The organism is Aliivibrio kagoshimensis, assembly GCF_050337105.1.
Lineage (GTDB): Bacteria > Pseudomonadota > Gammaproteobacteria > Enterobacterales > Vibrionaceae > Aliivibrio_A > Aliivibrio_A kagoshimensis.
The window spans coordinates 1-707 of sequence record NZ_JAKJSQ010000167.1 but is presented as its reverse complement, the minus strand read 5'-3'; the positions used below and the strand labels follow the sequence as shown (position 1 = coordinate 707).

At 32.7% G+C, this 707-nt stretch carries 2 protein-coding genes; both read left to right on the top strand.

The features are described from left to right. Window positions 1-246, top strand: a 246-nt coding sequence (locus L4C32_RS20760) for a hypothetical protein (RefSeq protein WP_428198781.1), incomplete at its 5' end; no start/stop codon positions are given. Continuing rightward, a partial coding sequence (locus L4C32_RS20755; RefSeq protein ID WP_428198780.1) for an AAA family ATPase occupies window positions 243-707 on the top strand: 465 nt, incomplete at its 3' end. The genes L4C32_RS20760 and L4C32_RS20755, both read left to right, overlap by 4 nt.

Below are 707 nucleotides of genomic sequence, written 5' to 3'. Positions count from 1 at the left end.
GATAAATACTCAACAAGAAAAATAGTTAATTCAAACTTGGGTAAATGGCTTGAAAATGATGAGATAAATACTCTTATCTATCAAGAGTTTTTTGAGTTCGATGTCGAAAAGTCCGTTATTCCTGAGATACCGTTAGAAGATAGATTGGATGACGAAGACCTCAATACATTAAGATTAGTTACGCAGCTTTCTGAAAGCGATATAAAACAAAATGTTGAACAATTGATAGAAGAAATTAACAAATGAATAAAATAAAATCAATTGAAGTTCGAGACTTTAGAGTATATGAAGGTACAGAGAGGTTCGAATTTTGCGATTCTAAAGGCATTGCTAACTTAGTTGCAATATATGCTCCAAACGGGTTTGGCAAGACTTCGTTCTTTGACGCTATAGAATGGGCTTATAGTGACAAAATCGACCGATTAGAACAGAGTATTTTAAAAAAGGAAGTAAAGGGTGACGACTTTTCTATTAACGATAAAATCGTATTAACTAATAGGAGTAGTTATAGAAAGAGTAAGAAATCACGAGGAAAAATTACGATTGACACAGAAAAAGGCCTATTGATTAAGGAAGTGTCCGTAAGAAAACGAAATGGTGTTGATACAAAAGATGATTACAGAGCAGGAAATATCAGCGGAATTTACAATAAGGAGCAAATTAAAGATCTTCCTAGCACTAATATATTGACACATGATCAAATAGAT